Origin of the sequence: Microbacterium sp. P03 (genome assembly GCF_043556235.1) — a bacterium.
GTDB lineage: Bacteria > Actinomycetota > Actinomycetes > Actinomycetales > Microbacteriaceae > Microbacterium.
In genome coordinates, this window is the sequence record NZ_JBIGIM010000002.1 from 329,376 (window position 1) to 353,164 (window position 23,789).

Here is a 23,789-nt window from a genome sequence, read left to right on the forward strand (position 1 = left end):
CTCATCAGTGAAGTATGTGGAGTGTCACACGCGACTTTCCGGGCCCGTGAACACGATTGTTAAGCGTAACCCAGTCTGCCCGGTCCCTCTCCGGCGGGACCACCCCCGGCGTCGCACGATTTGGCATCATTATCCGCGTCGCAAGAATCACTACCCTTGACAGAATGGAGTTCTACGGAGACCAGCCCGACCTCGATCTGACCTACTCGGATGTGTTCCTCGTACCCCGACGGTCCGAGGTGACGAGCAGGCTGGACGTCGACCTCTCACCGGGCGACGGCACCACGGCGCGGATTCCGGTCGTATCCGCGAACATGAACTCCGTGACCGGACCCCGCCTGGCGGCGACGCTGGCGAGGCGCGGCGGGCTGGGTGTGCTCCCGCAGGACATGCCTTTGCAGGAACTCGACGCGGCCATCCGCTGGGTGAAGGCGCAGCCGGTGCCGTGGGACACGCCCCTCGTCCTCCCGCCGGAAGCCACGGTGGAGGATGCCACGCGTCTGCTGCCCGTGACGGACGGTCATGGCATCGTGGTCGCCGACGACGCGCACGGGGTCGACGGGGGCCTGCCGATCTCCGCCGTGCGGGGTGTGGTGTCGGCGCAGCGGCTCGGCACCGCGCTGCCTGACGCCCGGCTCGGCGATCTGGCCCGTGGTCGGACGGTCTCGATCGACGCCGACGACGTCACGGATGCCCGCCACGCGTTCGATCTGATCGTCGCCACCGAAGCGGAGACGGTGTGCGTGCTGCACCACGGGTTCGTGATCGGCACGCTCTCGCGCAAGAGCGCTCTGCGCACGACGCTGTACCGTCCCGCCGTCGACGCGTCGGGACGACTGATCGTGGCCGCGGCGGTCGGTATCAACGGCGATGTGCAGTCCAAAGCGCGCGCGCTCGCCTCCGCGGGTGTCGACGTCCTCGTGCTCGACACCGCACACGGCCATCAGGAGGGCATGCTGCGGGCCCTGCGCGCCGTCTCGGAGCTCGACCTGGGAATCCCGATCGCGGCGGGCAACATCGTCACCGCGGAGGGCGTGCACGATCTGGTTGCCGCGGGCGCCGACATCCTGAAGGTCGGCGTCGGTCCGGGCGCGATGTGCACGACGCGCATGATGACCGCCGTCGGGCGACCCCAGTTCTCCGCAGTGCTGGAAACGGCCGAGGCCGCCCGGATCATGGGCGCGCACGTGTGGGCGGACGGTGGTGTGCGCTACCCCCGCGACGTCGCACTCGCGCTCGCGGCGGGCGCGGCATCCGTCATGATCGGCTCGTGGTTCGCCGGCACGATCGAAGCGCCCGGCGAGCTGCAGACGGACGCGAACGGGCGCGTCTACAAGGAATCGTGGGGGATGGCCTCGACGAAGGCCGTGCACGACCGGTTCGGCCGGCTCGATCCGTACGAGCTGGCGCGCAAGGAGCTGTTCGCGGAGGGGATCTCGTCGTCGAAGATCTACCTCGACCCCCTGCGTCCCGGGCTCGAGGACCTGCTCGACATGATCACGTCGGGCGTGCGGTCCTCGTTCACCTACGCCGGGGCGTCGAACATCGCCGAGTTCCACGATCGCGCCCGGGTCGGTCTCCAATCCGCTGCCGGCTACGACGAGGGCAAGGCGCTGCCCGTCAGCTGGTAGCGCCCGCGGGGGATCCGCCGGAGGACTCCGTCCGACCGGTCGGCACTCAGCGGCCCTACCGTAGACTCGACGACACGATGGACGACCCTCCCAGTAGCAGACCGTGGCCCCACCGACCCACCCCCGCCAGAGGGGGTGACGCGTGATGGACTACGTCATGCTGGGCGTGGGGCTCCTGCTGATCATCGGCACCGGGTTGTTCGTGGCGAGCGAGTTCTCCCTCGTCAACCTCGACCGAGCCGACCTCGAGGCGCGTCAGGCCCGAGGCGAGTCGCGACTGGCGACCACCATCGGCGCCCTCAAGATCACGTCGACGCATCTGTCGAGCGCGCAGCTGGGCATCACCCTCACGACGCTGCTCACCGGTTACACGATGGAGCCGGCCATCTCGAACCTGCTCCGACCGGTGTTCGCCGCGTGGAGACTGCCCGACGGACTCGTCTCACCCCTCGCGGTGGTGATCGGCGTCTCGGTGGCGACGGTGCTCTCGATGATCCTCGGCGAGCTGGTTCCGAAGAACTTCGCGCTCGCCCTGCCCCGCCAGACCGCAAAGCTCGTGATGCCGTTCCAGGTGGCGTTCACGATGGTCTTCAAGCCGGCCATCATCGTGCTCAACGGGAGCGCCAACGGTGTGCTGCGATCGATGGGCATCGAGCCGAAAGAAGAGCTCTCAGGTGCACGCACCGCCGAGGAGCTGTCGAGCCTCGTGCGCCGGTCGGCGAGTGCCGGTGTGCTCGAAGAGGACACCGCGACGCTTCTCGACCGCAGTCTGACGTTCGCGCGGCTGAGCGCCGCCGATGTCATGACGCCGCGTCCGAGCGTGCACGCGCTCGCCGCCGACGACAGCGCCGACGACGTCATCCAGCTCGCGCGACGCACGGGGCACAGCCGCTTCCCGGTCTATGACGACTCGATGGACGACATCGTCGGCATCGTGCACCTCAAGGCCGCCGTCAGTGTGCCGCGCGGCCGCCGGGCCGACGTCCCGGCCGCGGCCCTCGCGACGGAGCCCCTGCGCGTCCCCGAAGCCGTGCACCTCGACACCCTCATGGCTGAGCTGCGTGCCCGCGGCTACCAGATGGCGATCGTCGTCGACGAGTACGGTGGCACCGCCGGCGTGGTCACCCTCGAAGACCTCGTCGAGGAGATCGTCGGCGAAGTGCTCGACGAGCACGACCGGCGCCGCGCCGGCATCGTGCGCGGCGAGGGCTCCCTGACCCTTCCCGGCGACCTGCGCCCCGACGAGATCCTCGACCGCACCGGCATCCGCGTGCCCGACGGCGATGTCTACGACACCGTCGGCGGATACCTCATGAGCGTGCTCGAGCGCATCCCCGCCGTCGGCGACACCGTCCAGATCGAAGACGGCACGCTCACCGTGCACCGCATGAAGGGCCGCCGGGTGGAGCGCGTGAAGTTCACGCCGGTCGCGACGGATGCCGCCATGGAAGCGGCGATCGCGCAGAAGGGGGGCTTCGATGAGTGACTGGGCGGGAATCGTCTGGCTGGTCGTCCTGCTGGCCTTCAACGCGTTCTTCGTCGGCGCGGAGTTCGCGGTCATCTCGGCACGCCGCTCGCAGATCGAGCCCGCCGCCGAACGTGGTTCCCGCTCGGCCAAGACGGCTCTCTATGCGATGGAGCACGCGACGCTGATGCTCGCGACCAGCCAGCTGGGCATCACGATCTGCTCGCTGCTGATCCTGAACGTCTCCGAACCCGCCATCCACCACCTCCTGGCCGGGCCGCTCGGGCTCACCGGGTGGGCGGAGGCGACCGTCGACATCATCGCGTTCATCGTCACCCTGCTGCTCGTCTCCTACCTGCACGTCGTGTTCGGCGAGATGGTGCCCAAGAACCTCGCGTTCTCCGTGCCCGACCGCGCGGTCCTGATGCTCGCCACCCCGCTCGTGTGGGTGTCGAAGGTCTTCCACCCCGTGATCGTCACCCTCAACTGGATCGCGAATCACGCGCTGCGGCTCTTCGGCGTCGAGCCGAAAGACGAGGCGGCGTCGACGTTCACGATCGAGGAGGTCACCACGATCGTCAACCAGTCCCGCATCGAGGGAGTCCTCGACGATTCCTCGGGCACGCTGGCGGCGGCGCTGGAGTTCACCGACAAGAAGGCGACCGACATCGCGGTGCCTCTGGCTGATCTGGTCACGCTCCCCGAGCAGACGACGCCCGCCGAGATCGAGCGCGCGGTCGCGACGCACGGGTTCTCGCGTTACGTCATCGTCGACGCGGAGGGAGTCCCGCAGGGGTACGTGCACCTGAAGGACATCCTGCGGGCGGCGGAGGGGCCGGATTCCGCGACCGACGTCGCGACTCCGATCCCGGCCAAGCGCATCCATCACATGGTGCCGGTGACCGAGGCGACCGATCTCGAGGACGCGCTGGCGCTGATGCGGCGTGCCGGCCGGCATCTGGCCCAGGTGCGCGATGCGGACGGGAACACCACCGCGGTCCTGTTCCTAGAGGACATCATCGAGGAGCTCGTGGGCGAGGTGCAGGACGCGACGCGTCGCGGGCGCTGACCCGGCGGACTCTACGCGAGCCGGCGCCGGGCCCGGACGTACTGCTTCGGCCAGTAGGAGATCTCCTCGCCGAGCTCGCCCGCGGCGCGCAGTGCGAAATGCGGGTCGCGCAGCCACTCGCGCCCGGCCATGATGGCGTCCGCCTCACCGTCCTGAAGGATCTGCTCGGCCTGCGCCGCGTCGTAGATGAGGCCGACGGCGTTGACCGGAACGCCCGCCTCGCGGCGCACGTGGTCGGCGAGGCCGACCTGGTAGCCGGGCGCAGGAGTGATCCGCTGGTGTGCGACGAGGCCACCGCTGGAGATGTCGAAGAGGTCGGCGCCGGCATCGGCCGCCCAGCGGGCCACCGTCGCCGTCTCATCGACGTCGAACCCGCCGTCCGCCCAGTCCGTCGCCGAGAACCGGACGAAGAGAGGCGCGCGGGGCGCGGCATCCCGCACGGCGCCCACGACGCGCAGCAGCAGCCGCGCGCGATTCTCGAGCGACCCTCCGTATTCGTCGGTGCGCTCGTTCGAGAGTGGGGAGAGGAACTCGTGCAGGAGGTAGCCGTGCGCAGCGTGGATCTCGAGCACCTGGAACCCCGCGTCGATCGACCGTGCTGCGGCGGCCGCGAAATCCGCCACGACGGCGTCGATGCCGGCGGTGTCGAGGGCACGCGGTGTCGCATACCCCTCGTAGGCGAGGGCGGACGGGGCAAGGGCCTCCCAGCCGCCGTCCGACGCGGGCACCGAACCGGAACCGCCCGCGAACGGCGACCAGGTCGACGCCTTGCGTCCGGCGTGCGCGAGCTGCACACCCGCGACGGCACCGCGGGAGCGGACGGCGGCGGTGATCGGTTCCCATGCCCGCCGCTGCTCGTCGTTCCAGATGCCGACGTCTTCCGGCGAGATGCGTCCCTCGGGCGACACGGCGGTCGCCTCGGCGACGACGAGGCCGGCGCCACCGGACGCGAACTGCGCCAGATGCGTGTGGTGCCACTCCTGCGGCACGCCGTCCACCGCGCTGTACTGGCACATCGGCGCGACCCAGAGGCGGTTGCGCGTCGTGACGTCGCGCACGGTCAAGGGGGAGAAGAGGATGCTCATGAGGGTGCTCCGGGGCCGGGGTAGGGTGTCGCCATGGTCGAGATGACGGAGTGGTCGCGCGCCGACGCGCGCGCTGTGCTTCGAAGGCCAACGGCCACGGATGACAAGTATTCCCGGGGCGTGCTGGGCGTGCGTACGGGGTCGCAGCGTTACCCCGGCGCCGCCGTCCTCGGCGTCGAAGCCGCGTGGCGCACCGGTCTGGGTATGGTGCGCTACCTCGGGGACGAGCGCCCGACCTCCCTGATCCTGCAGCGTCGGCCCGAGACGGTGAGTGCCGACGGCAGGGTGCAGGCGTGGCTGATCGGGTCGGGAACGGATGCCGCGGACCGCAGCGACGTCGAGACGCAGACCCTGCGCGACATCCTCGCGGGGGCGGTCCCCGTGGTGGTCGACGCCGGGGCGCTGGATCTGGCTGTCGGGGCTGCCGCACCTCGGATCCTGACGCCCCACGATCGTGAGCACGCCCGCCTGCGCGAGGGCCTGGGGCTCGACGCACTGCCCGAGGGCGCCGACGAGCGTGCGCGTGCGGCATCCGCTCTGCAGACCGCGCGCGCTCTCGAGGCGGTCGTGCTCCTCAAGGGTGCCTCGACGATCGTGGCCACGCCGGGCGGCAGGGTGCGGCTCGTGCACACCGGGACACCCTGGCTCGCCACCGCGGGGACGGGTGATGTGCTGGGTGGCACGATCGGCGCAGTGCTCGCGGGCGCCCACCTCGACGAAGAGCGCGGCGGTGATCTGGAGCAGCTCGGTGCGGTCGCCGCCACGGGCGCATGGCTGCACGGCTGTGCCGCACGCCGCGCAGCGCTGACGGCGGCGGACCGCTCTCCCGGCGACGTCGCGTTCGCACGGAACGTCACCGGCGGCGGCGATGAGGTGTTCGGCGGACCGATCACCGCGCTCGATGTCGCGGATGCTCTGGCGTCCGTCGTGGCCTGGACACTGGCGGCGGACTGACGGAGCGCGGCCCGCGGATGGAACGCGTCTCACACAGGTTCCTCCCATGAGCCGGAAATGTCGACCCGTCTAGACTCGGCAGCGTGTCGAAACGTGCCGCCCTCTGGATAGCCTTCGGGGCCGTGCACATCGGCGTCGCCGTTCTCGGTTTCGTCCTCCCCAATCTCCCGATGGGCGACGTCCCGAACGTCTACGAACCCTGGTCGGGATGCGCGCTCTTCGGCACGTACGCGTACTGCGGCACCGGCGGTCACCAGATCGTGGGGATCACCGAGCCCTGGGTGTACCCGCAGCTGGCCTTCATCCCGATGGCGCTCGCATGGGCGTTCGCGTGGGCGGTCGGGTACATCCCCGCCTGGGCCATCCTCATCACGCTGATCGACGCCGCGGCGTTCGCCGTCCTGGTCGGCCGTGGTCGCTCGACCGGCCGCAACGTCTCCGCCTGGTTCTGGCTGGCGTTCATCGCGCTGCTCGGCCCCGTGGGCATGTATCGCCTGGATGGCGTGACGGTGCCGCTGGCGATCATGGGGTGTCTCTGGCTGGCGGGCCGCCCGTGGATCGGGTCGATGCTGCTGGCCGTCGCGACCTGGATCAAGGTGTGGCCGGCGGCGATCCTGCTCGCGGCGGTGATCGTGATGCGGCGGCGCTTCGCGGTCGTCGGCAGCGCGATCCTGGTGTCGGCGGTGACGCTCGGCGCCGTGATCGTCCTGGGCGGCGGGAAGTACGCCCTCGGTTTCGTCACCGAGCAGACCGACCGCGGTATCCAGCTCGAAGCCCCCGTCGGCGCCTTCTACCTGTGGCGGGCGGTCTTCAACATTCCCGGCTCGTACGTGTACTACAGCCCGGAGCTGCTCACCTTCCAGCTGACTGGCCCGAACGTCGATCCGCTCATCGCGGTCATGACGCCCATCCTGGTGATCGCCATCGGATCGGTGGCGGCACTCGGCGCGCTCAAGGTGTGGCGCGGGGCAAGCTACCTCTCGCTCTTCCCTGCGCTGTCGCTCAGTCTCGTCACCGCGTTCATCCTGTTCAACAAGGTGGGCTCGCCCCAGTACCTGGCGTGGATCGCCGTGCCCCTCGCGATCGGTCTCGTGTTCGATCGGCACCACTGGTGGAAGCCGGCCGTCCTCGGCCTGGCCATCGCCGCACTCACGCAGCTGCTGTACCCGATCTTCTACAACTGGCTTCTCGGAGATACGCCCGACGCGTTCGTCGCCCTGCTGCTGACCGCGCGCAACGCCCTCGTCGCCGTTCTGTTCGTGTGGTCGATCGCCAAGCTCACGCGTGTGAGGACCCGAACCTCGACACCCGCGCTCGCCCGTGCCGACGCCGTCGCGATTGCGGGCTGAGAGATGCTGATCGCCTTCTCGGTCGCACCCAGCGGCACCGGTCGCGCCGACGGGTCTGTGCACGACGCCGTCGCGGCGGCCGTGCGGGTCGTGCGCGACTCCGGGCTCCCGCACCGCACGACGTCGATGTTCACCGAGATCGAAGGCGAGTGGGACGAGGTGATGGCGGTCGTGAAGGGCGCGACCGAGGCGGTCCTGCCGTTCGGGTCGCGTGTGTCGCTGGTGTTGAAGGCCGACATCCGCCCGGGCTTCACCGGTGAGATCGACGCGAAGATCGCTCGGCTCGAAGCGGCGATCGGCGACGACGTGGTCGGCGAGGACTGACCCTCTCAGGCTCCTCACCCGGCATGTCCGCATCCGCTCGAATCGATTCGCTGAGCACCTCCGCCCGCGGGTAGCATGATCACGTGACCTCCTCGACACTCTCGAGGGGTGCGGCGATGTGGGCGCTCCTCTCCCTCGCCATCGGCAGCTTCGGAATCGGCATGACCGAGTTCGTGACCATGGGGCTGCTCCCCGACATCGCCCGCGATCTCCTGCCCGCGGCCTCCGCGGTCGACTCGGCCGACGCGATCGCGCAGGCGGGCTGGCTGATCAGTCTCTACGCACTCGGCGTCGTCATCGGCGCACCCACGATCGCCGCGGCGGTCGCGCGTTATCCGCGGCACACCGTGATGATCAGCCTGGCTCTCGCCCTCACCGTCTTCAACGCCCTGACCTTCCTTGCCCCCACGTTCGAGTGGGTGGCTCTGTCGCGGCTGCTGGCGGGACTTCCTCACGGCGCGTACTTCGGCATCGGGGCGCTCGTCGCCGCCGACGTCCTCGGACCGGGCAACCGCGCGAAGGGCGTCGCGTTCGTGCTGATGGGGCTCACGATCGCGAACGTCGTCGGGGTTCCCATCGGCACGTTCCTCGGCCAGCAGTACGGCTGGCGCCTCGCCTTCGTGATCGTCGCCGCGATCTTCGCCCTTGCCACCGCGTCCATCGCCGCCTTCGTGCCGAAGCACCCGGGAGACGCGGGCCGTACCCTCCGGGCCGAGCTGAAGGTGTTCCGCATCGGACAGGTCTGGTTGACGCTCGGAATCGGCGCCATCGGGTTCGGCGGGTTCTTCGCCGTGTACAGCTACGTCGCGCCGATGATCACGGAGGTCGCCGGATCGCCCGAGTGGGTGGTGCCGATCATCCTGGTCGTGATGGGCCTCGGCATGACGGTGGGCAACCTCGTCGGAGGTCATCTCGCCGACGTCGATCTGCGCAGGACGATGCTGGGCGGCCTGCTGCTTCTCGCGCTCGTGCTGGCGCTGCTCGCCGTGACGTCGCAGTGGATCGTCGCGGTCGGCTTCTTCGTCTTCGCGACCGGCCTGGTGTCGGCGGCGCTGAGTCCCGCGATACAGACGCGTTTGATGGACGTCGCGGGCGACAATCAGTCGATCGCCGCGGCTCTGAACCACTCGTCACTCAACATCGGGAACAGCCTGGGGGCTTTCCTGGGTGGGACGGTCATCGCGATCGGGTGGGGTTTCGTCGCGCCGCCGTGGGTGGGTGTCGCCCTCGCCCTGGCCGGGTTCGCGGTCGCCGCCGTGAGCTTCCGGCTGCAGGCGCGCACGGACGCGCACGCGCTCGTCGCGGCGTAGGAGTCAGGAATCCAGCAGCCGCCGCAGGTGGCTGCCGACGGCCTGCGTCTCGATCAGGAAGCCGTCATGGCCGAAGTCGCTGGCCAGGACGACCGCGCGGTCACCGTCGATCGTGCGGGGGATGCTGCGGGCGATCCGATGCTGGCCGTCGATGGGGAAGAGCCTGTCGCTGTCGATGCCGAGCACGAGAGCTGTCGCGGTGACCCGTTGAAGCGCCTCCTCCACGCCGCCACGGTCACGCCCCACGTCGTGGGAGTTCATCGCCTCGACCAGCGTGATGTACGAATTCGCGTCGAACCGCCGTGTGAATTTGTTGCCGTGGAAATCGAGGTATGAGGCGACGGCGAAGCGTCCGCCGTGCCCGAGGGGACTCAGGCCCGACTGCCACGACCTCTGGAACCGCTGATTGAGCTCGGTCGGGCTGCGGTAGTTCAGCAGCGCCATGCGCCTCGCGAGGGCGAGTCCGCGGTGAGGTCCTTCGCCGTGCCCGGCGTCGTAGTACTCGCCGCCTTGGAACCGGGGGTCGATGTGGATGGCCTCCAGCTGCACGGAGTTGAGCGCGATCTGGTCGGCCGTGTTGACCGGCGGCGCCGACAGGACACCGACGCGACGCACCCGATCAGGAAGACCCACGGCCCACTCGAGCGCGTGCATGCCACCCATCGAGCCGCCGATGACCGCAGCCCACACATCGACCCCGAGGGCGTCGGCCAGGAGCCGCTGCGCGGAGACCTGGTCGCGGATCGTCAGGTAGGGGAACCGACCGGCCCACTCGTAGCCGCTCGGAGCGATGCTGGCGGGCCCGGTCGAGCCCTGGCATCCGCCCAGCATGTTGGGCGCGACCACGAACCAGCGGTCGGTGTCGATCGCCGCACCGGGCCCGACGATGTCGTCCCACCAGCCCGCGGTCGGATGCCCCGGCCCCGCCGGGCCTCTCACGTGGCTGTCCCCCGTGAGGGCGTGCAGCACCAGGACGGCGTTGTCCCGTGCGGCGTTGAGCTCGCCCCACGACTCGTATGCAAGCCGCAGACCGGGGAGCTCGCGGCCGCCCTCGGTGCGGAATGCGCCGAACGCGGCGAAGAGCCGATCGCCGACCGGGTCGCCGTCCTGCCAGGCCCCGGTGACGGGCGGGCGACCGAGCAGCTGGCGCGCATCGGCCTCGGTCACGGGCGCCGAGGGCACCGTGTCTTCCGAGGTCTGCCAGTCCATGTGCTCATTCTCGCGTGCCCGGCGGGCTGCCTGCGACGTGTTACGACCTCGCCGGAGCCTCCTCGTCGGCGGGGCCCCAGAATAGGTCTGACGAAGGAGGATCGATGGCACGCTATCTGCTCATCGCGGCATCCAGCGGTATCGGTCAGGCGACTGCGGCGCAGCTGCGCTCGGCCGGCCATGAGCTGGTGACGACGGCGCGCGACGCGACGAAGATCGACCCCGATCTCGTGCTGGACGCCACCGACTTCGACGCGCTCGACGCGGCGGTGGCAGGGGCGGGTCCGCTCGACGGCATCGCCGCCTTCGCGGGGTCGATGGTGCTCAAACCCGCGCATCTGACGTCTCGCGAGCAGTACGACAGTGTCATCGCGGCATCGCTGACAACGGCGTTCGCCACGGTGCGGGCGGCCGGCCGGCACCTGCGGGGAGGCGGCGCGGTCGTGCTGGTTTCTTCGGCGGCAGCCCTCGCCGGCCTCGCGAATCACGATGCCATCGCGGCCGCGAAGGCCGGCGTGATCGGCCTCACGCTGTCGTCGGCGGCGACCTACGCCTCGCAGAACCTGCGCGTCAACGCGGTGGCCCCCGGCCTCACGATGACCCCCCTGACCGAGAACCTCACCGCGACCGAGGGGTCGCGCAAGATCTCGGAGTCGATGCATGCCCTGGGCCGGCTGGGCGAGCCCGACGACGTCGCCCGTGCGGTGGTGTTCCTGCTCGATCCCACGAACGACTGGATCACCGGTCAAGTGCTCGGCGTCGACGGCGGATTGTCGCACGTGCGCCCCAAGATGCGCGGCTGATCCGACGCACGGCCCCGGATGGCCCTCGGAGCACGGTTCTCCCTCGTCGAGGAGCGGCATGACCGGGAACGCGGCCGGGGTTGCGTCGTATCACCGCACGGTCGGGTTCGCTCTGAGCGGGTATGGCACCGCCGTCACCCGTCGTCGAGGCGTCCTCGCGCGAACGAGGCCGAGCGCGGCTGCGACGACTGCTCTTCTGGGTGCGCCGCTACCTTCCGGCCGAACTCGCCGGCACGGCGACGATGCTGGTCGCCGGTCTGGGCGTGGCAGCGCTGGGCGCTCCTCCCGTCGTCGTCGGCCTCGCCGGCGCGCAGGGCGAGAACGTCGGGTTCTACCTCGTGGCAGGACTCTGGGTCTGGCGTGAGCAGCGACACCGCTTCCCCGCCCTCGGGCGGGTGCGCCTCGCGCTGCGGGTGCTCAAGCTCATGCTCCTCGAGTTCGGGCCCGCCGAGCTTCTCGACACCCTGCTGCTGAGACCACTGTTCCTCACGCTGGCGGTGCACTTCGTCCCGCAGGTGGCGTGGGCGCTCCTGGTCGGCAAGGTCTCCGCAGACATCGTGTTCTACGTGCTCGCGGCGACCGCGTTCCGCGTCACCGAAGTGGCCGGCCTCAGGGGCGACGACCCCCCGTCGGCGGACGATCCTCGGTAGGGCGAACGACGGATGCCTCGACCCGGCGGGGTCGAGGCATCCGTCGTGTCCGATCAGGAAGCGGTCACGCGCGGGCAGCCTCGGCGACGCGGCGGGCAGCCGCGAGTGCCTGGTCGAGATCGGCCTTGAGGTCTTCGACGTTCTCGAGGCCGACCGACAGGCGCACGAGGCCCGGAGTGACGCCGGTCGTCAGCTGCTGCTCGGGGGTGAGCTGCGAGTGGGTGGTCGATGCGGGGTGGATCACCAGCGAACGGACGTCGCCGATGTTCGCGAGGTGGCTGAACAGTGTGAGCGAGTTGACGAACTCGCGCCCGGCCGCGACTCCGCCCTTGAGCTCGAACGAGAGCACCGCGCCGACGCCCTTGGGGGCGTACTCGTTGGCCTTCGCATACCAGGGGCTGGTGGGCAGGCCCGAATAGTTCACCGACGCGACATCGGGGTGGTTCTCGAGCCACTCCGCGATCTCCTGGGCGTTCTGCACGTGGCGCTCGATGCGCAGGGACAGCGTCTCGATGCCCTGGATGAGCAGCCACGCGCTGATCGGCGCGATGGCGGAGCCCAGGTCGCGCAGCAGCTGCACCCGCGCCTTGATGATGTACGCCAGTCCGTCTCCGACGGCGGTGGTGTAGCTCGCGCCGTGATAGCTCGGGTCGGGCTCGGTGAGTCCGGGGAACTTCTCGACGTTCTGCGACCAGGCGAACGTGCCGCCGTCCACGATGATGCCGCCGATTGTCGTTCCGTGACCACCGAGGAACTTCGTCGCCGAGTGCACGATGATGTCGGCACCGTGCTCGAAGGGCTTGATCAGGTACGGCGTCGCGATCGTGTTGTCGACGATCAGCGGCACGCCGTTCTCGTGTGCGACGTCGGCGACGGTCCGGATGTCGAGCACGTTGATCTGCGGGTTGCCGATCGTCTCGGCGAAGAAGAGCTTGGTGTTCGGCCGGACAGCGGCGCGCCATTCGGCGGCGTCGTCCTGGTTCTCCACGAACGTCGTCTCGATGCCGAGCTTGGCCAGCGTGTACTTGAACAGGTTGTAGGTGCCGCCGTAGATCGACGACGACGAGACGATGTGGTCGCCCGCCTGAGCGATGTTGAGCACGGCGAACGTCTCGGCTGCCTGGCCGCTCGCGACGAGGAGGGCGCCGGTGCCGCCCTCGAGCGCGGCGACGCGCTGCTCGACGACGTCCTGCGTGGGGTTCTGGATGCGCGTGTAGATGTTGCCGAACTCGGCCAGGGCGAAGAGGTTCGCCGCGTGGTCGGAGTTGTCGAAGACGTAGGACGTGGTCTGGTAGATCGGCGTCGCCCGGGCCTTCGTCACCGGGTCGGGCTGCGCGCCCGAATGGATCTGCTTGGTCTCGAACTGCCAGTTCTCGGGTGCGGACATCGTCGTGCTCCTGGGTCTGTGAGGGCCGCGCAGCGGGCGTCGCGGCCTGAGCAGAAGGCTACGGAAGCGGCATCCGCTCGACAATGCCGGAGAAATGTGACGTAACCTCCGCGGGTAGCCTGGAGACATGACACGACGAGCGGTGGTGACGGGCGCGAGCTCGGGAATCGGAGAGGCCACGGTTCGTGCGCTCCGGACGGCGGGATGGGACGTGGTGGGGGTCGCCCGACGGGCGGACCGCCTCGCCGCGATCGAGCAGGAGACCGGTGCCGCCGTGTTCGCGGCCGACCTCACCGTTCCGGCCGACGTCGACGCCCTCACGTCCTGGCTCGCCGAGACGGGAGCGGTACACGCTCTCGTCAGCGTCGCGGGCGGCGCCCGCGGGACCGATCGCATCGAAGACGGCTCAGCGGCTGACTGGCAGTGGATGTTCGACGTCAACGTGCTCGCGACGCAGCGCCTGCTCGCGGCGCTGCTGCCTCAACTGCGAGAGGCCTCGGCTGTCGACGGGCACGCCGACACGGTATTCGTGACCTCGACCGCCGCCTTCACCCCCTACCCGGGCGGCGGCGGCTACAACGCCGCGAAAGCCGCCGAGGCGATGATCCCGCACGTGCTGCGTCAGGAGCTCGGGGGTGAACCCATCCGCGTCGTCGAGGTCGCTCCGGGGATGGTCTACACGGAGGAGTTCACCCTGAACCGTCTCGGAGGCGATGTCGACGCGGCGGAGCGCGTGTACGACGGTGTGGTCGAGCCGCTGGTGGCGGGGGATGTCGCGGACGTCATCGTCTACGCGCTGAACGCCCCCGGCCATGTCAACCTCGACCTCATCACGATGCGTCCGGTCGCCCAGTCCGCTCAGCATCTGCTCGCGCGCGGCCCGCTTCGTCCGCGCACCGCCGACACGCGACCGGCGTGAGCCCCATCCGCCAGATCTGGCCCGCGCTCACCCGAGCGACGGGACTCCGCAGCTTCGAGAGGGAGTGCCGGTGACCGACGAACGAGAGACCCTGACCTGGGACGGCTTCGGGGAGGCGGCCCGTGATCTGGCACGCAAGATCGTGGCCGACGGCTTCGAGCCCGAGGTCGTCGTCGCGATCGCCCGCGGCGGTCTTCTCCCCGGGGGCGCGATCGCCTACGCACTCGGTGCGAAGAACTGCGGGGCGCTGAACGTGGAGTTCTACACCGGCATCGGTGAAGTCCTCGATGCGCCGGAGGTCCTTCCGCCCGCGCTGGATCTGAGCTACCTCGACGGTCGACGGGTACTGCTGGTGGATGACGTCGCCGACAGCGGGCGCACGCTCGCGCTCGCGGTCGACCTGCTCACGGGCTGCGGCGCGGTGGTGCGCTCGGTGACGATCTACACCAAACCGGGGTCGGTCGCGATGCCCGATTACGCCTGGAAGGAGACGTCGCTCTGGATCGACTTCCCGTGGTCGTGGCAGGGTCCCGTGTGGGACGAGGATGCCGTCGGGGCCTGAGATGGCGATGACGCTCACCGAACTGGCGGCGTCCGGACGGATGGATGCCGGCTGGGCCGAGGCTCTCGAGCCGGTCGCGCCCGACATCGCCGCGATCGGCGAGCGCCTCCGCGCCGAGGTCGCCGCCGGTCGCCGTTATCTGCCCGCGGGGGAGAACGTGCTCCGGGCGTTCCAGCGTCCGCTCGCCGACGTGAAGGTGCTTATCGTGGGCCAGGATCCCTATCCCACGCCGGGGCATCCGATCGGCCTCTCCTTCGCGGTGGATCGCGACGTGCGTCCGCTCCCGCGCAGCCTGGCGAACATCTACCGGGAGCTGAGCGATGACCTCGGCGTCCCCCCGGCGACGCATGGTGACCTGTCGGGCTGGTCCGATCAGGGCGTGATGCTGTTGAACAGGGTGCTCACGGTCGCCCCGGGCGCTGCGGCGTCTCATCGCGGGTGGGGGTGGGAGAAGGTCACGGAGCACGCCATCCGAACGCTCGCCGAGCGCGATCGGCCGCTCGTCGCGATCCTCTGGGGGCGGGATGCGGCGAACCTGCGTCCCCTGCTGGGCGGCACGCCGATCATCGAGTCCGCCCATCCCTCGCCGCTGTCGGCGAGTCGCGGGTTCTTCGGGTCGCGTCCGTTCTCACACACGAACACCCTGCTCGAGCAGCAGGGTGCCGAGCCTGTGGATTGGCGCCTGCCCGCATGAGGTCGCGGCCACACTGCGCGGCGTAGGATTTCGGCATGCTCGAGGAGGAATACGACAGACCGCGCGTGTTGCCGCGCCACCTGCGCAGACGTCCCGCGCCCGAAGCGCCGTTCGCCTATACCATCCGGGCGGCTGAGCTCCGCGACATCCCCGACATCCGTGAAATCTACAACTACTACGTGACAAACTCGGTGGTCACCTTCGATGAGAAGCGCTGGACCCTCGCCCAGTGGCGCGAGAAGTTCGATCACCTCAAGAAGCTGAACATGCCGTTCCTCGTCGCGGAGTCACCCGCCGGTTCGGTGCTCGGATACGCGCTGGTGGCCCCGCTGTCGACGAAGTCGGCGTACCGCTTCAGCGTGGAGAATTCGATCTATCTCGGCCATGCCGCCGCGGGCAAAGGGCTCGGTCGCGCTCTCCTCGAGGCACTGATCACCGCCTCGGAGGAGGCGGGGATCCGAGAGATGGTCGCGGTCATCAGCGACAAGGGAGCGGAGGCGTCGGTCGCGCTGCATGAGAAGCTCGGCTTCGTCGAAGTGGGACGGATGGGCCGCGTCGGCTTCAAGTTCGGGCGCTGGCTCGGCACCATCTCGATGCAGAAGCACCTGAAGCCGCCGAAGAAGAAAAGCCTCTTCCGCCGCGAGTGACGGTCCCGGTCGGATCGCCGTGTCCGCGTTGCGCATGATCCTCTGTCCGCGAACCGGCGAAACGTGCACACGCGGGGTCAGCGGAGGGGTGGATGCGGTGCGGGGCCGGGCGACGGTGCAGGGCCGGGCGACGGTGCAGGGCCGGGCGCGGACGACCGCGCGGACGGGGGAGGCGTCAGGTCGCGCACCCCGTCGACGAGTTGCCGCCACGGGCCTTTCACCGCCTGCTCCGGTAGTTCGGCGTCCCGCTGCAGGGGCCCGTACTGGACGTGGATATGCCAGGTGTACCGGTCCGCCCCCTCCGCGGCATCCACCTCGTCGTCCCAGGGGCAGCTCTCGATCAGGGCGATCCATCGAGGTTCGGCGGTAGCCGGCGGTTCTGCCCGCCATTCCCGGCGAAGTCCTGCGATCCCGCCGGTGCGTACGACGATCACGACGACATCGAGCGGCGCAGCGGGGAACGACCCCGATGCGTCGTCGTCCGACGAGGGGGCGGATGCCGCGGCATCCGTCATGTCATGCGCTGGTGTCATCCTCCATCACGCCGACTCCGACCCACCCGGCGCGGATCGCATCGACGACCTCCGAGCTCTCACCGTACTCCTCGGTCGCGGCTGCCACCGTGGCGGCGGCGAACGCGTCGAAGTCGGCGGTGGGGGAGAGGTCGCCCGTGAGGGTGCGGTACCAGACCAGGCCCGCCCGCTCCCATGCGTTGCCTCCGAGAGTCGTCGCCGCCAGGTAGAAGGCGTGGTTGGGGATGCCCGAATTGATGTGCACGCCGCCGTTGTCGTCGGTCGTCTGCACATAGTCGTCCATGTGGGCGGGCTGAGGATCTTTCCCCAGGACGTCATCGTCATAGGCCGTCCCCGGGGCCTTGAGCGAGCGCAGCGCGTCGCCCTGGACGGCGTCGGTGAAGATGCCCTCGCCGATAAGCCAGCTGGCCTCATCGGCGGTCTGGGACAGGGCGTACTGCTCCACGAGCACGCCGAAGACGTCGGACAGCGATTCGTTGAGGGCGCCGGACTGACCCTGGTACTCGAGACCGCCCTCGTTCTCGGTGACGCCGTGGGTGAGCTCGTGCGCGATGACCGTCAGCGAGTTGGTGAAGCCCGTGAAGACCTCGCCGTCGCCATCGCCGAACACCATCTGCTCACCGTTCCAGAAGGCGTTGTCATAGTCGCTCCCATAGTGCACGGTGGCGAGCAGCGCGGCCCCGCTGCCGTCGATGCCGTTGCGCTCGTACGCCGCCCAGTAGAAGTCGAAGGTCTTGCCGAGACCATCGAAGGCCTCGTCGACGGCCTCGTCGCCCGTGGGCCCGTCGTCTTCGCCGCGCACCTTCGTCCCGGGCAGCTCCTCGCCGTTCTCCGCGTCGAAGACGGTGCGCTCCGGTGCGGGCGCCGACTCGACGACGAGAGTGCCCGGCTCTTCGATCGAGAGGCGCACACGCGTGCGGGGAGCATCGCGGTGCGGACCGGGAGCGGCCAGCGTCGCCCGGGCGGCCAGCGCGGCCTTGGCCATCGCCGGCTCCTGCACGGAGGCGATGCGTGCGAGCAGGTAGGGGGGAACGATCGCGTGCGTCATGTGTCCGAGGCTAGCCCGCCCCGGCGACATCCTCCCCCGCGCCGGGATCGATGACGGGGATGGAAGCGAGCAGGCTGCGCGTGTAGGCGCCCTGCGGCTGCAGCAGGACCTTCTCGGTCGGTCCCTCCTCCACGACACGGCCGTCCTTCATCACGATCACCTGGTCGCACAGGTTCTGCACGACGCCGATGTCGTGCGAGACCATCAAGAGGGTCAGGCCCTCGAGCGCGCGCAGCGTTCCGATCAGCTCCAGGATCTGCGCGCGGACGGACACATCCAGCGCCGAGAGCGGTTCGTCGCCCACCAGCAGGCGTGGTCGGTGCACGATGGCCCGGGCGATCGCGATGCGCTGTCGTTGCCCGCCGGAGAACTCATGGGGGAACCGCTCGGCCATCTCTGGCTCGAGCCCGACCTGGCCGAGTGTCTCGCGCACACGGGAGCGACGATCGCCGTCGATGCCGAGCGCCCAGAGCGGCTCGCCGACGATGCGTCCGACGCTCATGCGAGGGTCGAGGGAGGCGTACGGGTCCTGGAAGACGACGCCCGTACCGCGCCGAAGCCAGTGCAGATCGCGTGCCGACGCGCGGGCATCGACGGGCCGGCCGTCGAACTGGACGGTGCCCGACGTGGGGACGTCCAGCCCGAGGAGCAGACGCACCAGCGTCGATTTCCCGGAGCCGGACTCGCCGATGATCCCCAGTGCCGACCCGGCGCGGACGTCGACGTCGGCGTCGACGAGCGCGACGGTCTCGGTCTTCGGTGCGAACAGGGACGCGCGCGCGTGGACGTGGATGCGCCCGAGCCCGCGTCCGCTCAGGAGCAGGTCACCGCTCATCTCTCGTCCTCGATGCCCTGCGGCCGCCAGAGGGTCGCCGTCGCGTCGCGCAGCAGCCCGCGGGTGACGGTGGATGCGGGTGCCGTCAGGAGGCGCGAGATCGGGGCGTCCTCGACGACCCTGCCCCGATCCAGGACGACGCCGTGCGTGGCGATCTGCGAGAGCACGGCGAGGTCGTGGGTGATGAAGATGAGCGACATGCCGGTCTCCTCGACCAGCCCGTGCAGCAGCCGCAGGATCTCCGCCTGGATGGTGACATCCAGCGCGGTCGTCGGCTCGTCGGCGATCAGCAGATGCGGGCGGCAGGCGAGCGCCATCGCGATCGCGACGCGCTGGCGCTGGCCGCCCGAGAGCTGATGCGGGTAGCGTCGCACGATGTTCTCGGGGTCGGGGAGTGCGACGCGGGCAGCCTCGACCACCGCCCGTCGCATGGCTTCGCTCCGACCCGCGCGTTCGTGGATGCGGATGGACTCGGCGATCTGCCTGCCGACGGTCCGGATCGGGTTCAGCGCGGTCCGAGGCTCCTGGAAGACGATGCCGATCTCGTCACCGCGCAGCCGGGCGAGTTCACGGTCGGGGAGTCCGATCAGCTCGCGGTCGTTCCAACGCACGCTGCCCTGCGCGTGCGCCCCGTCGGGGAGGAGACCCAGGACGGCGAGCGCGGTCAGGGATTTGCCCGACCCCGACTCTCCGATCAGCCCGACGCGAGCGCCGTCCGGGACGTCGAACGACACGCGGTCCACGACCGTGCGGCCGCCCACTTCTACCGTCAGATCGCGTACCGAGAGGCTCACGAGACCACCGCCGGTACATGGCGACGCGCATCGCCGGATGCCGCGTCCCGACGGCTGAGCGTCGGATCGGTGGCCTCCCGCAGCCCGTCGCCCAGGAGGTTGAGCCCGAGCACCGTGAGGGTGATCGCGAGACCCGGCCACACGACCGACAGGGGATGGACGCCGATGTAGCGCTGGACGTCGCTGAGGAGCAGCCCCCACGACGGGTCCGTGACCGGGGCGCCGAACCCGAGGTAGGACAGGCCGGCCTCCGCGAGGACCGCGACCGCCATGCCCCACGAGAGCTGGACGATGAACACGGGCGCGACGTTGGGCATGAGGTGCCGCCACAGGTTCTGCGCGGGTGTCAGTCCCGATGCGCGCCCGGCGAGCACGAAATCGCTCTGCAGCACCCGCCGCAGCTCCGGACGCGTCACGCGCGCGATGTTCACGCCGAAGCCGATCCCCACCGACCAGATGACCACCCACAGCGAACCGCCCCAGACGGCCGAGATCATCATCGCGATGATCAGGACCGGGAACGCGATGAGGATGTCGACCAGCACAGCGATCGACTCGCGCACCCACCGTGTGCCGAGGGCGCCGAGGGTAGCGAGTGCGACGCCGATCACGGTGGCGATCACGCCCGCGCCGATGGCGACGACGACCGTCGTGCGCGCACCGGCCATCAGAAGGCTCAGGATGTCTCGCCCCGAGCCGTCCGTGCCGAGGAGGTGCGGCCACCCCGGCGTCGCCCAGCGGTCGGCGAGATCGACCCGCTGGGGGTCGAACGGCGTCCAGACGAGTGACAGCACCGCGGTCAACGCCACGATGGCGACGACGAGGAGGCCGAAACGTCCGGTCGAGAGTCTCCACAGCCGACGCAGCCACGTCATGAGGCCTCCCGCTGACGGGGATCGATCAGTCGCTGCAGCAGATCGACCGCGAAACCGACCACGAGCACGAAGCCGGTCAGCGCGAGCAGCTCGCCCTGGACCTTCGGCAGATCACGCTGTCCGACGTCGGCGACCAGCATCCGTCCGATACCGGGGAGCGTGAACAGCTGCTCGATGACGACCGCGCCGACGATGATGCCCGCGACCTGCAGACCGAGCACGGTGATCACCGAGAGCGCCACGTTCGGAAGGCCGTGCCGGATGAGGGCCGTATTGCGGGTCAGGCCCTTCGCCGCGGCTGTTCGCACGTAGTCCTGCCCGACCGCCTGCAGGGTCGCGCTGCGGACGAAGCGCATGAGCAGGGCGCCCTCCACGATGCCGATCGTGAGCGCCGGCAGCAGCAGGGACCGCACGGCAGCCCCCGGATCCTGCCACCCGCCCCGCGGGAAGCCCTGCGCGGGCAGCCACCCGAGCCATACGGCGAAGACGATGACGAGCACCATGCCCGCCCAGACGACGGGCACGGCCGCGAGGGCCTGTGCTCCCACCGTCAGCGCGGTTCCGTCGGGCCTGCCGCGCCGCATCGCGGAGAGCACGCCGAGAGGCACGCTGATGAGCACCGCGATCGTCAGCGCCATGACGCCCAGAGGCACCGTGACCTGCGCCTTCTCCACGAGCTCGCCGCCCACGGACAGCCCGGACACGAGGGAGGTGCCGAGGTCCCCACGCACGACACCTGCGATCCACGAGAGGTACTGGCCGAGCAGAGGTTGGTTCAGCCCCAGTCCCTCGCGGATGGCGTCGACCTGCGCGGGAGTACCCTCGGTGCCGGCGATCAGCTGCGCGACGTCACCGGGCAACACCCGCAGCGACAGAAAGATCAGCGCGCTGGCGACGAGCAGCCCCACCAGGAGCAGGGCTGCTCGCGTCAGCGCGTAACGGATCACCCGGCCGAGACCGTGACGCCCGCGAGATCGATGCGGGTATTGATCGAGTCGACCGGGAATCCCTGCACGGTGGACTGCACGGCGGTCAGGGTGGCGCCGTTGTAAAGCCAGTCGGCGGCCATGTCCTCCGACACGATGCGCGCCGCCTGGGCGAGCAGGTCCGCGGAGGCGTCGGGGTCGACGGTGGCGAGCGCCTCCGCGTAGAGGGACTGCACCTCGGGGTTGTCGTAGCCGAAGTAGTAGTCGGGGTTCGCGAAATTGCCGATGTCACGGGGCTCGACGTGCAGCACGAAGCTGAGGTCGTAGTCGTGGTTCGTGTAGACGTCCTGCAGCCACGTCGTGAACTCGACGGACTTGACGGTGAGGTCGACTCCGACGTCGGCGAACGACGACACGAGGACCTGGGGCACGGTCGTGCCGTAGAACGACGGGATCGTGAGCGTGAGCTGCAGGTCTTCGGCGCCGGCCTCGGTGAGCAGCTGCTTCGCCCGATCGGGGTCGAAGGACACGACGTCGGAGAGGTCTTCGTAGCCCGGGTCGAGCTCGGGGATCGGTCCGTACAGCGTCTGCCCCGCACCGATGGCTCCGACGAGCGCGTCGTGGTCGATCGCGAGGCGCAGCGCCTCCCGCACCCGCTTGTCGTCGAGGGGCGCCTTCTTGTTGTTGAACGCCAGCAGGCCCTTGTCGGTCGTCTTGCCGGTGGTGAGCGTGAAGCCCTGCTGCCCGTCGAGCTGGGAGGAGAGCGTCGGGTCGACGGCGGTCAGAACGTCGAGGCTCCCGTCGAGGGCGGCGTTCACTCCCGCGGTGAAATCGGGGATGTACTGCAGCACGACTTCGGCGACACCGGCCGGAGTGCCCCAGTAGTCATCCCATCGGGTGAATTCGATGCTGTCGCCCTGGGTCCACTGCGCAAGAGTGAAAGGCCCCGTGCCGTTCTCGGCCGTCTTCATGTCGGTCGTGTCGCCGGCGCGGAAGATCAGCCCGGACGGACCCGTGAGGTTGAACAGGAAGTTCTGATCGGGGGCGGCGAGCGTGACCACCACGGTGTCGTCCCCGCCCGCGGCGATCGTCGAGACGCCCGCGAAGTCGGCGTGGCCGATGACCGTCTCATCGTCTTTCACCTGGGTCAGCGACGACACGACGTCACCGACCGTGAGCGGGTCGCCGCTGTGGAAGGTGACCCCGGGGGTGAGCGTGAAGGTGTACGTGAGGCCGTCGTCCGAGACCGTGTAGTCCGACGCCAGGGAGGGGGCGATCTGGTTGTCCTCGGTGCGGGTCACCAGGCCCTGGTAGATGTTGTCGATCAGCACCTGCTCGAGCGCCGCCCCGCTGGTGTGCCGGATGTCGAGGTTGGTGGGCTCGAGCACGAGGCCGACCGTCAGGGTGGCGTCGGCGTCGGGGGCGCTGCTGCCGCTCTGTGCGGGCTCGGCGCCGCCGGTGCAGGCGGTCAGCAGCAGTGCGCTCGCCGCGAGCAGCGCTGCAGCGGCGAGGGTGGAACGGCGGGGCATGGGGATCCTTTCGCAGGGGCCGCGCATCCCAGGGCTGTGGAGGATGCGGTTCGGCGACTCGAGTGCGCCTTACAGCCTAGAGTCACCGGCTCCGGGTCGCGGGCCGTGGCATCTCGCAACGACACACGGACGTCATCTCTTCCCGACGAGCTCCCGCAGCCGCCGTCCGAGGAGCGCGGGCAGCTCCTCCTGGACGTTGTGCCCCGAGGCGACGGTCTCCACTCGCGCGGCGGGCAGCCGTGAGGCGAAGTCGCGCGCCTCGATGTCGGTCACGTAGCCGTGGTCGCCGCGGATCAACGTGATCGGACGGGCCGTCGCGCCGAGGTCCTCCCAGCCCGAATCTCCATTCAGAACCGTGGCGACGGCGTCCGTCTCAGGGCGCGGCGCGTCGGAGGGCTCGCGATCGGATGCTGCGGCCATCGCGGCCGCGAGGTGGGCGAAGTGATGCTTCCATTCGACGCGGCCGTCGGGGCGCACGCGGGAGTTGAGGAACACGCCGCGTTCAGCGGACTGTCGCGTGCCGCCCAGCCCGAATGAGACGGCGCGGTCGACGAGTTCGTCTCGGGTCGCCCAATCCGTCGGACCCGCGAAGAACCGGCGGATCTGGGTGGCGTTGCCGTTCGGGTCGATTCCGGGGGTGATGTCGATGACGACGAGCTCGTCGACGAGATCCGGCCGGGATGCCGCGACCGCCGCGGCGGTCAGGCCGCCGAGCGACTGACCGACGAGCAGCTGCGGGCGGTCGGTCCATGCGTCCATCCCGACGACGACGTCGGCGGCGAGGGGGCGCGCGACGTACGCGAGATCGTCGCGCCAGGAGGAGTCGCCGTGGCCGGGGAGGTCGATCGCGAGCGCCGGCAGGCCGAGCGCGAGGATCGTGGTGTCCCAGGTGTGCGCGTTGAGGCCGGCGCCGTGCAAGAACGTGACCTCGGGAGAGCGATCATCTCCCTGGGGGCGGAACCGCAGAGCGCTCAGCGTGCGCCCGTCCGGGAGGGCGACGCTCAGGCGCTCCACGTGGGGGAGTGGTCCCTCGATCCCGGCGTCCGCGGCCTGGGCCCCCAAGAAGGAGAATTCATCGACGTCTTCGGCGGTCATGCGGCTCCTCGTGCTGGTGGGCACCCGAGGGCGCGGCATCCATTCTGCCCCTTCGACCCTCCCGGACCGGTACGAGGGCGCACCCACCCGGCGCCG

Annotated in this window: 24 protein-coding genes; 13 read left to right on the top strand and 11 right to left on the bottom strand. The window is 69.8% G+C overall.

Features of this window, described 5'->3' with window-relative positions; genetic code table 11:
- Positions 1–164: 164 nt before the first annotated feature.
- The 3 genes from ACFXOO_RS08665 (at position 165) to ACFXOO_RS08675 (ending at position 4,165) form a co-directional block, all read left to right on the top strand.
- The gene (locus tag ACFXOO_RS08665; RefSeq protein WP_378840869.1) at positions 165–1,631 is read left to right on the top strand and encodes a GuaB1 family IMP dehydrogenase-related protein; all 1,467 of its coding nucleotides are present in this window, start codon (positions 165–167) and stop codon (positions 1,629–1,631) included.
- A 145-nt stretch (positions 1,632–1,776) separates the two neighbouring features.
- The gene (locus ACFXOO_RS08670) at positions 1,777–3,117 is read left to right on the top strand and encodes a hemolysin family protein (protein ID WP_378840967.1); all 1,341 of its coding nucleotides are present in this window, start codon (positions 1,777–1,779) and stop codon (positions 3,115–3,117) included.
- Positions 3,110–4,165 carry a hemolysin family protein gene (locus ACFXOO_RS08675; RefSeq protein WP_378840867.1) on the top strand — a complete coding sequence of 352 codons (1,056 nt, stop codon included), beginning with the start codon at positions 3,110–3,112 and terminating at the stop codon, positions 4,163–4,165. Before ACFXOO_RS08670 ends, ACFXOO_RS08675 begins: the two co-directional genes overlap by 8 nt.
- Before the next feature lie 11 nt (positions 4,166–4,176).
- Here ACFXOO_RS08675 and ACFXOO_RS08680 read toward each other — a convergent pair whose 3' ends face one another.
- Complete coding sequence (locus ACFXOO_RS08680) at positions 4,177–5,250, bottom strand: NADH:flavin oxidoreductase/NADH oxidase (protein WP_394563347.1); 1,074 nt, start codon at positions 5,248–5,250, stop codon at positions 4,177–4,179.
- Between the two features lie 33 nt (positions 5,251–5,283).
- Between ACFXOO_RS08680 and ACFXOO_RS08685 the strand changes: the two genes are divergently transcribed.
- From ACFXOO_RS08685 to ACFXOO_RS08700, 4 genes are all read left to right on the top strand, one after another.
- A complete protein-coding gene (locus tag ACFXOO_RS08685) occupies positions 5,284–6,204 on the top strand; it encodes an NAD(P)H-hydrate dehydratase (RefSeq protein ID WP_378840861.1) in 921 nt (306 codons plus the stop codon).
- 83 nt (positions 6,205–6,287) lie between these two features.
- On the top strand, positions 6,288–7,553 hold the full coding sequence (locus tag ACFXOO_RS08690; RefSeq protein ID WP_378854004.1) for a hypothetical protein: 1,266 nt from the start codon (positions 6,288–6,290) through the stop codon (positions 7,551–7,553).
- Between the two features lie 3 nt (positions 7,554–7,556).
- Positions 7,557–7,877 carry an MTH1187 family thiamine-binding protein gene (locus ACFXOO_RS08695; protein ID WP_378854006.1) on the top strand — a complete coding sequence of 107 codons (321 nt, stop codon included), beginning with the start codon at positions 7,557–7,559 and terminating at the stop codon, positions 7,875–7,877.
- Positions 7,878–7,993: 116 nt separating this feature from the next.
- Positions 7,994–9,187: an MFS transporter gene (locus ACFXOO_RS08700; RefSeq protein ID WP_378840965.1), complete on the top strand. Its 1,194-nt coding sequence runs from the start codon at positions 7,994–7,996 to the stop codon at positions 9,185–9,187.
- 3 nt (positions 9,188–9,190) lie between these two features.
- Here ACFXOO_RS08700 and ACFXOO_RS08705 read toward each other — a convergent pair whose 3' ends face one another.
- Positions 9,191–10,396: a homoserine O-acetyltransferase gene (locus tag ACFXOO_RS08705; RefSeq protein ID WP_378840854.1), complete on the bottom strand. Its 1,206-nt coding sequence runs from the start codon at positions 10,394–10,396 to the stop codon at positions 9,191–9,193.
- Positions 10,397–10,500: 104 nt separating this feature from the next.
- Here ACFXOO_RS08705 and ACFXOO_RS08710 point away from each other — a divergent pair, with 104 nt between their 5' ends.
- Both ACFXOO_RS08710 and ACFXOO_RS08715 read left to right on the top strand, forming a co-directional pair.
- Entirely contained in the window at positions 10,501–11,199 is a 699-nt protein-coding gene (locus ACFXOO_RS08710) for an SDR family NAD(P)-dependent oxidoreductase (RefSeq protein ID WP_394563348.1), read from the top strand.
- A gap of 122 nt (positions 11,200–11,321) precedes the next feature.
- Entirely contained in the window at positions 11,322–11,849 is a 528-nt protein-coding gene (locus tag ACFXOO_RS08715; protein ID WP_394563349.1) for a hypothetical protein, read from the top strand.
- Positions 11,850–11,913: 64 nt separating this feature from the next.
- Here ACFXOO_RS08715 and ACFXOO_RS08720 read toward each other — a convergent pair whose 3' ends face one another.
- The gene (locus tag ACFXOO_RS08720) at positions 11,914–13,236 is read right to left on the bottom strand and encodes a bifunctional o-acetylhomoserine/o-acetylserine sulfhydrylase (protein ID WP_378840846.1); all 1,323 of its coding nucleotides are present in this window, start codon (positions 13,234–13,236) and stop codon (positions 11,914–11,916) included.
- A gap of 127 nt (positions 13,237–13,363) precedes the next feature.
- Here ACFXOO_RS08720 and ACFXOO_RS08725 point away from each other — a divergent pair, with 127 nt between their 5' ends.
- From ACFXOO_RS08725 to ACFXOO_RS08740, 4 genes are all read left to right on the top strand, one after another.
- The gene (locus ACFXOO_RS08725) at positions 13,364–14,155 is read left to right on the top strand and encodes an SDR family oxidoreductase (protein ID WP_378840843.1); all 792 of its coding nucleotides are present in this window, start codon (positions 13,364–13,366) and stop codon (positions 14,153–14,155) included.
- Positions 14,156–14,225: 70 nt separating this feature from the next.
- Positions 14,226–14,717: a phosphoribosyltransferase gene (locus ACFXOO_RS08730; protein ID WP_378840840.1), complete on the top strand. Its 492-nt coding sequence runs from the start codon at positions 14,226–14,228 to the stop codon at positions 14,715–14,717.
- 1 nt (position 14,718) lies between these two features.
- A complete protein-coding gene (locus ACFXOO_RS08735) occupies positions 14,719–15,411 on the top strand; it encodes a uracil-DNA glycosylase (RefSeq protein ID WP_394563350.1) in 693 nt (230 codons plus the stop codon).
- A gap of 35 nt (positions 15,412–15,446) precedes the next feature.
- Positions 15,447–16,058: a GNAT family N-acetyltransferase gene (locus tag ACFXOO_RS08740; protein WP_378840835.1), complete on the top strand. Its 612-nt coding sequence runs from the start codon at positions 15,447–15,449 to the stop codon at positions 16,056–16,058.
- A gap of 77 nt (positions 16,059–16,135) precedes the next feature.
- On the opposite strand, the gene ACFXOO_RS08745 is transcribed toward ACFXOO_RS08740, so the two are convergent.
- The 8 genes from ACFXOO_RS08745 to ACFXOO_RS08780 all read right to left on the bottom strand — a co-directional run bounded on the left by ACFXOO_RS08745 (position 16,136) and on the right by ACFXOO_RS08780 (position 23,693).
- Complete coding sequence (locus ACFXOO_RS08745) at positions 16,136–16,591, bottom strand: protealysin inhibitor emfourin (RefSeq protein ID WP_394563351.1); 456 nt, start codon at positions 16,589–16,591, stop codon at positions 16,136–16,138.
- Complete coding sequence (locus ACFXOO_RS08750; RefSeq protein WP_378840831.1) at positions 16,575–17,639, bottom strand: M4 family metallopeptidase; 1,065 nt, start codon at positions 17,637–17,639, stop codon at positions 16,575–16,577. Before ACFXOO_RS08750 ends, ACFXOO_RS08745 begins: the two co-directional genes overlap by 17 nt.
- Before the next feature lie 10 nt (positions 17,640–17,649).
- Positions 17,650–18,474, bottom strand: coding sequence for an ATP-binding cassette domain-containing protein (locus ACFXOO_RS08755; RefSeq protein ID WP_378854013.1), 825 nt, complete (start codon positions 18,472–18,474; stop codon positions 17,650–17,652).
- On the bottom strand, positions 18,471–19,268 hold the full coding sequence (locus tag ACFXOO_RS08760) for an ATP-binding cassette domain-containing protein (protein ID WP_378840826.1): 798 nt from the start codon (positions 19,266–19,268) through the stop codon (positions 18,471–18,473). The genes ACFXOO_RS08755 and ACFXOO_RS08760 overlap by 4 nt, the downstream gene beginning before the upstream one ends.
- Complete coding sequence (locus ACFXOO_RS08765) at positions 19,265–20,143, bottom strand: ABC transporter permease (protein WP_378840824.1); 879 nt, start codon at positions 20,141–20,143, stop codon at positions 19,265–19,267. Before ACFXOO_RS08765 ends, ACFXOO_RS08760 begins: the two co-directional genes overlap by 4 nt.
- Entirely contained in the window at positions 20,140–21,090 is a 951-nt protein-coding gene (locus tag ACFXOO_RS08770; RefSeq protein ID WP_378840821.1) for an ABC transporter permease, read from the bottom strand. The genes ACFXOO_RS08765 and ACFXOO_RS08770 overlap by 4 nt, the downstream gene beginning before the upstream one ends.
- The gene (locus ACFXOO_RS08775) at positions 21,087–22,598 is read right to left on the bottom strand and encodes an ABC transporter substrate-binding protein (protein WP_394563352.1); all 1,512 of its coding nucleotides are present in this window, start codon (positions 22,596–22,598) and stop codon (positions 21,087–21,089) included. The genes ACFXOO_RS08770 and ACFXOO_RS08775 overlap by 4 nt, the downstream gene beginning before the upstream one ends.
- A gap of 132 nt (positions 22,599–22,730) precedes the next feature.
- Complete coding sequence (locus ACFXOO_RS08780) at positions 22,731–23,693, bottom strand: alpha/beta fold hydrolase (protein ID WP_378840816.1); 963 nt, start codon at positions 23,691–23,693, stop codon at positions 22,731–22,733.
- Positions 23,694–23,789 lie beyond the last annotated feature (96 nt).